Raw genomic sequence first — 9,244 nt, 5'->3', positions numbered from 1 at the left:
AAGACCTCTTAGTCGTTGGCGTGTGTGGTAACCACCAACCTAAGAGGTCTTCACCCTTTCACCCTGCAACCAACGTCCTGTCTCAGTACACCTAGTCCCGCAGGAAGCGGGCCGGGGCCGTCTGCGTCATGACCCGCGCCACCGTGTCCTGCTGGCGCTTGGACGCCTCCAGCAGGCGTTCGAGGACCCGGCGGTCGAGGACGGCCTCGCCCGCTGTGGGCGACGCCTCGGGGGACAGGGCGAGCAGCGTGGACCACAGGGCTTCCTTGCCCTTGAGCAGTGACTGCAGGGCCTCGAGTTCCAGCTGGGCGCCTGCGCTCTTCCTGCGCCGCATCGGATTCAGGGGATCGAGGTCGGCGACGACCGACATGGCGCGGGCGAAGACCATCTTCAGGACGCTCGGCCGGTGTCCCAGGGATTTGATGAGCCTCTTGAGGAAGGTGCGTTCCTCGCCGATCTCCTGACGCAGCCCGGCGAAATCCTCCTCGTAGGGCGTTCCCGCCCAGGAGATCCGGGCCGCGTTGAACAGCCGGACGCCGTTCGTGGCGCCGACGAGGTGCAGATCGAGGTAGGGCAGAAGGGTGTCCAGGTCGAGCTGGCGTACCGGGATCCCGTTCGCGGCGCGCATCATGAGAGTTCCTTCCGTGACATGTTCAGCCCATCACCCTACGGCAGCGTGATCGAGCAGCGGTAACGTGATGGCGACGGCCGTCCCGACTCCCAGGCTCGACTCGATCGTGATAGTCCCGTGGTGCGCCTCGAACGTCTTCTTGGCGATGGACAGCCCCACACCGGCGCCGGGCAGCGACTGAGTGGCATTGGCTGCCCGATGGAACGAGTCGAAGAGGCGCGGCAGGTCGTCCGCCGGGATGCCGATCCCGGTGTCGCGCACGACGACGACGACGTGCCCGTGGTCCGGCTGGTAGGTCAGCCCGACGAAGACGCTGCCGTCCTCCTGCGTGAACTTGATGGCGTTCGACAGCACGACCGCGAGCGCCGCCGACAGCTGTTCGCGGTGCCCGGAGACCGTCACCGCCTGGTCGGGCAGCGTGCAGTCCAGCGTGATCCCGCCGGCCGAGGCCTGGAGCACGGCCCGGCTCGTCAGCTCCGAGACGAGGTGGACGATGTCGACCGGGCTGTGTTCGGACGCGTCGGTCTCCCGCGCGGACAGTGCGGAGATGTTCTCGATCAGCTGGCTGAGCTTGGTGGTGTTGCGTTCCACGGCCTGCAGCATGGTGTTCGCCTCGGGCGGCAGTTCCCCACCGACGCCGTCGAGGATCATCTCGAGGTAGCCGGCGATGGACGCCAGCGGCGTCCGCAGCTCGTGGTTGACGGTGCCGACGAAGTCGCTCTTCGCCTGGTTGAGGGCGCGCAGCTTGCGGACGGCCTGCTGCTGCCGTGAGATGAGCTGCGCCTGGATCAGCCCGTGCGCGAGGTTGCCGAGGACGTGCTGCGTCAGCGCGCCCTCCACGCCTGACCACGCCAGGGGGGTCTCCTCGCTGATGATCCACAGGAGGCCGAAGGGCGTGTCTCCCTCGCCCAGTGCCGCGACGACACCGCTGGCCGTCCTTCCCTTCCCGAGGCCCTCCCGAAGCCACTCGGGAGCAGGGACGTCGCCGGCCTCGGGCTCGCCGGCGGGGCCGACCCTGAACGACTCGGTGCGCGAGTCCTCCCACAACGTGAGGGCGAGGGCGAGTGCGGCGTCCTGGTGGACGCGCAGAGGGGCGGTGATCGGCATCCTCGCGACGCCGGGCTCGCCGGTCCAGACACTGCTGCGGGCGGCGACGCGCTCGTCGTCGAAGATCTGCAGTGCGACATGGTGAGCTCCGAGTGCGCGTCCCAGGCCGGGAAGGAACTCGTTGACCATCACGGCCGGATCGTTCGTCGCCCGGATCCTGGCGGAGAGGCCGCGCATCTCCTCGCGCAGTCGAGCCGAGGACGCGCGCTGCACCTGGTGGCGCCGTCGCCGGGAGATGGCAGCGTGCGTGCGGTGCAGCAGTTCCGTGGGGGTGACCGGCCGGAAGAGGACGTCCGAGACGTACGGCGCGATATGGCGTGGAAGGGCGCCTACGCCGCCTTCGGGGAGCAGGAGGATGACCGGGAGTCCGGCCAGGCCCGGATGCGCGGCGACGAGGTCCACGAGTGATCCCGCGTAGGCGACGGCGACGTGCAGGTCCACCAGCAGCACGTCGGGCCGCGTTGCGAGCACCTCCTCGAGGAGGAGATCCGCACTGGTGACCGCGCTGGACAGGTAGCCCCCGTCCCGGAGCATCCGCTCCAGGTCGGCGCAGTCCGCGACGGAGGGACACGCGACGACGGCGAATGATCCACCGCGAGTCCCTGCTGCTTCATCCTGCGCCACGGCGTCCTCTCCGACCCTCTGCTGCGATGTTCATAATATATGCCGCAGTCGGAGGGCCAGGGAGGCCGCCGGAGCGCGTCAGTCGGTCGCGAGCCCTGCGACCGGCGAGAGGCGTGCTGCCCGCCGCGCCGGCAGCACGGAGGCCACGAGGCCGGCGGCGACGGCCACCGCGATCACGGCCCCGATCTGGCCCACCGGTACCGAGGGGCTCACGGGGGCGATCCCGCCCAGGGCCGATTGCGCCCCGAGCCAGCCGTAGAGGACGCCGAGGGCTGTCCCGAGCAGGGCCGCCACCCCTGCGATGAGCACGGCCTCGACGGCGAGCATCCCGCGCAGCTGTGCCCTGGTGAGGCCGAGCGCACGGAGCAGCGAGTTCTCCCGGCGCCTCTCCAGGACGGAGAGTGACAGCGTGTTGGCCACCCCGATCAGCGCGATCAGCACGGCCACGGCGAGCAGCGCCGTCACGATCAGCAGCATGACGTCGATGATCCCGTCGTACGCCGTGCGTTCGATCACCGCTCCCGTCACCTGGTACTCGGAGACGCCCGTCGCCGCGACGATCCGCGACTGCACGTCAGCGACCGCCCCGCCGTCCAGGGCGTCGTCGAGCTTCAGCCAGACGGTGGTGCCGAGGAAGCCGGCGAGGGTCGCGCCCACCGCCTCATCTCCCGCCTCATCTCCCGCGCCGATGGTGCCGAGGTAGGCGGACACGGCCTCCGGCGGGGTGGCGCCGAGCTCCTCCGCGGTCGCCGTGGTGATGAGCGGCAGGAAGAAGGTGGCATCCGTCGGGGTCACGGGCAGGGTCACAGGGCCCCGGCCGGTCTCGAGGGAGACCTCGCTCTGCGTCCAGGTCTGGGGGGCGAGAACCATCCCGTCTGCCAGGACGACCCCCTGGGACCGCAGCACGCGGGCGACCTCCTCCGGATCCGCGGAGTAGACCACCGTGCCCCCGTCCTCGGCGCTCGTGAGCAGGACCGGGGTGAGCTCGACGGCCGACTGCACGCCGTCCACCGCCAGGAGCGTCGGGGCATCGACGCGCGACGGCGCCGCTCCCGGTGTGTCCGGTGCGGCCGGTCCGGCCGGTCCGGCTGAGCCGGTGCCGAGGCCGGCGACCGCGAGGTCGACGGCGTAGTTCTGGTCCAGCTCGCGGTCGAAGGACGTCCGGGCGCTCTGCGCGCCGACCATCATCATGGTCACGAGCGTCACACCGATCATCAGTGCGGCCGATGACGCCGTAGTGCGCGCCGGGTTCCGGACGGCGTTGACGGACGCGAGCGTGCCGGGCACGCCCAGCGGACGGGCGATCCGGCCGACCGCCGCGACGCTGGCCGGCACGAAGAACGGCGCGAGGAGGACGATCCCGAGGAAGGAGATGGCGCCACCGGCGACGGCAGTGCCGATCGCGACCGAGACGGCGCCGAACAGCAGCAGGGCGCCGCCGCCGACGAGCGTCGCCAGGCCGGCCAGGAGCCGCACGCGGCCGCTCCTGCTGCCGGCCGCGGTGTCGGTGGGACGGAGGGCGGCCAGCGGCGCGACGCGGGTGGCTGCCCGCGCGGGGACGAGTGCGGCGAGCAGCGTCATCAGGACTCCGACGGCGATGCCGGCGATCCCGGCCGACGGCGGGACGGCCAGCACGGCGAAGGAGCCGACGTCCGTCTGCCGTGCGAGGCCCACGAGCGCGGCCATGACCGCGATCGCGAGCAGCACGCCGAGCACCGACGACGCCAGGCCGACGACGGCCGCTTCGACGAGCACGGAGGCCCGGATCTGCCGCCGCTCCGCGCCGATGCAGCGCAGCAGGGCGAGTTCCCGCGTCCGCTGGGCCACGAGGACCGAGAACGTGTTCGAGATGACGAGCCCGGCCACGAGGAGCGCCACGGCCGCGAAGGCGAGCAGTATCCCCGAGATCACGTCGTTGCCGTTCGAGAGCTGGGCCACCTCCGCGACCGTCTGGTCGGTGGCCGTCCGCACCACGAGGTCTTCCGCACCCGGCGTCTGCGACGTCCCGAGGGCAGTGGTGGCGGCTGCCGCGACCGCTGCCGGATCGGCCGCGGGCGCCAGGGCGAGCTGGACGTTGCGGAAGACCGCCTCGCCACCGCTGAGCTCCCGCAGCACCGCGGGGGAGGCGAGGACCTGCACCGCGCCGGACAGCGTGGGATCGGCACTCGCCCCGGTGAGGCCCGAGACGGTCAGCGAGCTGCCGATGGCGGCGGAGGTGGAGCCGGGCGAGGACAGGCCACTGGGATCGAGGGCGACCGTGTCGCCGGGCACGACGTCGAGCCGCGCTGCGGAGGCCTCGTCCAGTGCCACCTCGTCAGGCCGCGACGGGTAGGAACCCCTGGTCACCGTCGCGGTCTCCAGGCGCTCCGGAGCCGTCGCGGTCAGTGCGGCGAGCGAGGTCTGCGATCCGGTGGTGAGCTCGGAATAGGCGCGTTCGAGGCCGTGGACGAGGTCCACGCCCGGCACGGCCGCCAGTTCGTCGGCGACGGCGGCGGGTACGGAGCCGCCATCCTGTCCGGCCACCACGAGGCCGGCCTTCGCATAGGAGGCCCCGATGCTCCGGCCCAGGCTGGCACTGGTGGTCGCGCTCACCATGAGTGTCGCCGAGAGGAAGGCGACACCGAGCATCACGGCGAGGCCGACGGCGACGAAGCGGCGGGCATGGACGCGGACCTGGGCGAGGGCCACCTGCAGCACGTCAGGCCCCCAGCTTCGCGAGGGCGCCGAGGATGGCGTCCGGGGTGGACTGCTCGAGCTCGCCGACGAGGGCGCCGTCCTTCAGGAGGACCACGCGGTCGGCGTAGGACGCCGCGACCGGATCATGCGTGACCATGATGATGCTCTGGCCCATCTCGCGGCAGCTGCAGCGCAGGAGGGACAGCACTTCGGCGCCCGTCGCGGAATCGAGGTTGCCGGTCGGCTCGTCCCCGAAGATGACATCGGGCCGCGTCAGCAGGGCGCGCGCGACGGCGACCCGCTGCTGCTGGCCGCCGGAGAGTTCGTGCGGACGGTGGGACAACCGGTCGGCCAGGCCCAGGGAGGCGGAGATCTGCCGGAGCCAGGCGGTGTCCACCGTGCCTCCCGCGAGGGCGACCGGGAGCGTGATGTTCTGTTCCGCCGTCAGGGTGGGTACGAGGTTGAAGGCCTGGAACACGAATCCCACGCGCTCGCGCCGGAGCCGCGTGAGGGCGGCGTCGGGTAGGTCCGTGATCGCCGTCCCGCCGATCCAGAGTTGCCCTGCGTCGACGCTGTCGAGGCCGGCGAGGCAGTGCATCAGTGTCGATTTCCCGGACCCGGAGGGCCCCATGATGGCGGTGAAGCGTTCCTTCCCGAACTCGAGGGACACATCGCGGAGGGCGTGGACGGCGGTCTCACCGCGGCCGTAGCTCTTGGAGACGCCCCGGGCGGCGACGGCCGCGGTGGTGGCGGGCAGGGCAGAGACCGGGAGGCTTTCCGGCAGGGTGGTGGGGACATTCGTGGAAGGTGTCATGCTTCCACGCTATGGATCCCGGCCGCGGGGCGGATCGGCGCCAGGGCCGGGGTTCCCGCGCCGGAACTCATACCGCGGGATGAGCTACAGCGGCACCGCCTACGACCGACCGTGGCGGCCCGTCCTCGCCCGGCAGTCCTGCGCGTCAGGGGCGGACGATTCCCGTCTCGTACGCGATGACGACGGCCTGGACGCGGTCGCGGGCCTCGAGCTTCGCCAGGATGTGGCCCACGTGCGTCTTCACGGTCGCCTCGGACAGGAAGAGCCTGAGGGCGATCTCCGGGTTCGAGAGCCCCTGCGCGATCAGTTCGAAGACCTCGCGCTCGCGGGCCGTCAGGCGTGCGACCGCGGCAGCATGGGCGTGCTGGGCAGCCGTGGGTTGGCGTAGCAGGGGTGCCACGTGGTCGAGCAGGCGGCGCGTGGTCGACGGCGCGATGACGGCGTCGCCCCGGTGTACGGTGCGGATCGCCTCGAGCAGCTCCTCGGGCGGGGCGTCCTTCAGGAGGAAGCCGCTGGCACCGGCGTGGATCGCGGACAGGGCGTACTCGTCGAGGTCGAAGGTCGTCAGCACCACGACGCGCGGCCCCGCGGAGCTTCCGGCGGCCACGGTGGCCCCGGAGTGCGCGAGGATGCGGCGGGTCGCTTCGATGCCGTCCATGCCGGGCATGCGGACATCCATCATGACGACGTCGGCCCGTGTGAGCGCCAGCGCCCGGACCGCTTCCTCACCGTTGGCCGCCTCGCAGACGACGTCGAGGTCGGGCTGCGAGTTGATGAGCATGGCGAAACCGCTGCGCACCAGGTGCTGGTCGTCGACGATGCCGACGCGGATCGGTCCTTCGGGGCCGATCTCCCCGCCGGACCCGGTGTCCGGTGCCTGCACGGCGCCGATGGTTCTGGTGGTGCTCTCCATGGTGGTTGGTCCTCCTGCTCGTCGTACCGGCTGTCGTGTCGTGCTGCCCGCGGTGGCGCTGCCGATGATCGGGAGGTTCCCTAGGCCTCGGTGTACGGGATGAAGGCGTCCACACGGTACCCGCCACCGGCCCGGGGGGCGGCCGAGACGGTGCCGTCGTAGAGGCGCACCCGCTCGGTCATCCCGGTGATCCCCTGGCCCGCGCCCGCCGTGGCGGGATCCGGTGCCGCGCCGCGCCCGTCGTCGTCGACGGTGATGGTCAGGCCACGCGGCCCGTAGTCGAGCACCACCTCCGTGGAGGTGTCCGCCCCGGCATGCTTGAGCACGTTGGTGAGGGACTCCTGCACCACGCGGTACGCGGTCAGCTCGGCGCCGAGGGGGAGCTGCCGCCGCGGGGCACCGACGCGCCGGCAGGCTACGCGCACGCCGGAACGGCGCACCGACTGGATCAGGGCGTCGACGTCCTCGAGTGTCGGAAGGGGCCGCGTGGAGGCATCCTCGTCGCCGCGCAGCACTCCGAGCAGGCGCCGCATCTCTCGCAGGGAGCCGCGGCCCGTCTCGGCGATCGTGCCGAGCGTCCGGACGGCGAGCTCGGGCGCCTGGGCGCTCGCGTACCGTGCGCCGTCGGCCTGCGTGATGATCACCGAGAGCGAGTGCGCCACGATGTCGTGCATCTCCCGGGCGATATGGCTGCGCTCGTCCGCCGCCGCGAGGTCCCGCTCCTGCTGGCGCTCGACCTCCAGCCGGCGGGTCCTGTCCTCCAGCGCCTGGTACGTCAGCCGCCGGGACCGGGCGAGGTCGCCCATCGTCCAGGCCAGGAGCACGAGCGATTCCACGAAGAACAGCAGGATCAGGAAGAGCGGCACGGTGGTGAGGACCGAATCGCCCGCGCTGACGCCCAGGAGCTCCGCGTACCGCACCAGGCCGACGGCGGCGCCTGCGATCGCGAGTCCGAGTCCCCCCAGGCTGGCCCACCTCGGGGCGTAGGCGGCCAGGGTGTAGAGCGTGATCAGGATGACGAACTGGACCGGGACGGGCTCCGTGCCGGTGATGAGCTGCAGCACGGAGATCCCGGCGATGGCGGCGGCGGAGAGGATCACCCGGGAGCGGCGCCAGACCAGGGGGAGGACCAGGGCTGCGGACACGACGACGATCAGGCCGTAACCCTGCACACCGCCGGCGGCGAAGGGCAGGACGAGCAGGACGAAGGCTGCCAGCGCGAGGCAGGCGTCGACGGTTCCCGGGTGTGCGCGCACCCGGCGCGCGAGCCGCAGGTGGAGGTCCATGGGGACCAACTCTAGGCGGGCCCTCGGCCGTCGCACATCCGACCCAGGGTGGAGCACGCGTCTCACCCTGCGGACCGATTGTTGCCCGTCGGGGCGCTTTCCTACGCTGGGACCATGACTGATGCCCCGCACCGTATCGACCTCGCCGTCATCCCGGGAGACGGGATCGGCCCCGAAGTGACCGCCGAGGCGGTCAAGGTCCTGCGTGCGGTGGTGGGCGACGACGTCGAACTCGCGCTGACGGACTACGAGCTCGGCGCCGAGCACTGGCTCGCCACGGGGGAGACCCTGCCGGATGCGACGCTCGAGCAGCTGCGGCGGCATGATGCGATCCTCTTCGGTGCCGTAGGGGCCGCCCCGGGCGACACCCGCATCCCCTCCGGGCTCATCGAACGCGAGTTCCTGCTGAAGCTCCGCTTCTCGCTGGACCACTTCGTGAACCTGCGCCCGTCCCGGCTGTACCCCGGCGTTCCCAGCCCCCTCGCCGATCCCGGCGTCATCGATTTCGTCGTCGTGCGCGAGGGGACGGAAGGCCCCTACACGGGGAACGGGGGGACGCTGCGGGGCGGCACCCCGCACGAGGTCGCCACGGAGGTCTCGCTCAACACGGCGCACGGCGTCGAGCGCGTGGTCCGGGACGCCTTCGTGCGGGCGGCCGGACGCCGAGGGAAGCTGACGCTCGTGCACAAGCACAACGTCCTGGTCTACGCAGGCCACCTGTGGAAGCGCACCGTCGAGGCCGTCGCGGCCGAGTTCCCCGAGGTGACCCACGACTACCTGCACGTGGATGCGGCGATGATCTTCCTCGTCACCGACCCCTCGCGCTTCGACGTGATCGTGACCGACAACCTGTTCGGGGACATCGTGACCGATCTCGCCGCCGCGGTGACGGGGGGCATCGGGCTCGCAGCCTCCGCGAACCTCAACATGGACCGCACCGCTCCGTCCATGTTCGAGCCCGTGCACGGCTCGGCACCGGACATCGCCGGGAAGCAGCTCGCCGACCCGACCGCGGCGATCCTCTCCGCGGCACTCCTGCTCCGGCACCTCGGCCTCGACGAGCAGGCCAGGCGGATCGAGCACGCCGTCGAGGCCGACATCGCGTCCCGGAGCGGTGCACGTCCTACCTCGGCCGTCGGCGATGCTATTGCCGCTGCCGTGTCCTAAGGTGGTTACACATCATTAACCCAGTG

7 protein-coding genes are annotated in these 9,244 nt (G+C 71.5%); 1 reads left to right on the top strand and 6 read right to left on the bottom strand.

What is annotated here, in order from left to right:
* Positions 1–91: 91 nt before the first annotated feature.
* The 6 genes from ACIQCY_RS10360 to ACIQCY_RS10335 all read right to left on the bottom strand — a co-directional run bounded on the left by ACIQCY_RS10360 (position 92) and on the right by ACIQCY_RS10335 (position 8,051).
* The gene (locus tag ACIQCY_RS10360; protein WP_400483798.1) at positions 92–631 is read right to left on the bottom strand and encodes a hypothetical protein; all 540 of its coding nucleotides are present in this window, start codon (positions 629–631) and stop codon (positions 92–94) included.
* Positions 632–661: 30 nt separating this feature from the next.
* Positions 662–2,362 (bottom strand): ATP-binding protein, encoded by a 1,701-nt coding sequence (locus ACIQCY_RS10355; RefSeq protein ID WP_400483797.1) that lies wholly within the window; start codon positions 2,360–2,362, stop codon positions 662–664.
* A gap of 78 nt (positions 2,363–2,440) precedes the next feature.
* The gene (locus ACIQCY_RS10350; RefSeq protein ID WP_400483796.1) at positions 2,441–5,059 is read right to left on the bottom strand and encodes an ABC transporter permease; all 2,619 of its coding nucleotides are present in this window, start codon (positions 5,057–5,059) and stop codon (positions 2,441–2,443) included.
* A 1-nt stretch (position 5,060) separates the two neighbouring features.
* A complete protein-coding gene (locus tag ACIQCY_RS10345; protein WP_400483795.1) occupies positions 5,061–5,852 on the bottom strand; it encodes an ABC transporter ATP-binding protein in 792 nt (263 codons plus the stop codon).
* A gap of 145 nt (positions 5,853–5,997) precedes the next feature.
* The gene (locus ACIQCY_RS10340) at positions 5,998–6,765 is read right to left on the bottom strand and encodes a response regulator (RefSeq protein ID WP_400483794.1); all 768 of its coding nucleotides are present in this window, start codon (positions 6,763–6,765) and stop codon (positions 5,998–6,000) included.
* A gap of 80 nt (positions 6,766–6,845) precedes the next feature.
* Positions 6,846–8,051, bottom strand: a complete 1,206-nt coding sequence (locus tag ACIQCY_RS10335; protein WP_400483793.1) for a sensor histidine kinase — start codon at positions 8,049–8,051, stop codon at positions 6,846–6,848.
* A gap of 114 nt (positions 8,052–8,165) precedes the next feature.
* On the opposite strand from ACIQCY_RS10335, the gene ACIQCY_RS10330 reads away from it, so the two are divergent.
* On the top strand, positions 8,166–9,218 hold the full coding sequence (locus ACIQCY_RS10330) for a 3-isopropylmalate dehydrogenase (protein ID WP_400483792.1): 1,053 nt from the start codon (positions 8,166–8,168) through the stop codon (positions 9,216–9,218).
* Positions 9,219–9,244: the final 26 nt, after the last annotated feature.

This window comes from Arthrobacter sp. NPDC092385 (assembly GCF_044755105.1).
In the GTDB taxonomy this organism is placed as follows: domain Bacteria; phylum Actinomycetota; class Actinomycetes; order Actinomycetales; family Micrococcaceae; genus Arthrobacter_D.
This window is presented reverse-complemented; position numbering and strand designations above follow the sequence as displayed.

What these genes read in the sequence shown, in the direction of transcription:
- ACIQCY_RS10360 (WP_400483798.1), bottom strand. Translation starts at nt 631, where the DNA reads ATGATGCGCGCCGCGAACGGGATCCCGGTACGCCAGCTCGACCTGGAC.
- ACIQCY_RS10345 (WP_400483795.1), bottom strand. Translation starts at nt 5,852, where the DNA reads ATGACACCTTCCACGAATGTCCCCACCACCCTGCCGGAAAGCCTCCCG.
- ACIQCY_RS10340 (WP_400483794.1), bottom strand. Translation starts at nt 6,765, where the DNA reads ATGGAGAGCACCACCAGAACCATCGGCGCCGTGCAGGCACCGGACACC.
- ACIQCY_RS10335 (WP_400483793.1), bottom strand. Translation starts at nt 8,051, where the DNA reads ATGGACCTCCACCTGCGGCTCGCGCGCCGGGTGCGCGCACACCCGGGA.
- ACIQCY_RS10330 (WP_400483792.1), top strand. Translation starts at nt 8,166, where the DNA reads ATGACTGATGCCCCGCACCGTATCGACCTCGCCGTCATCCCGGGAGAC.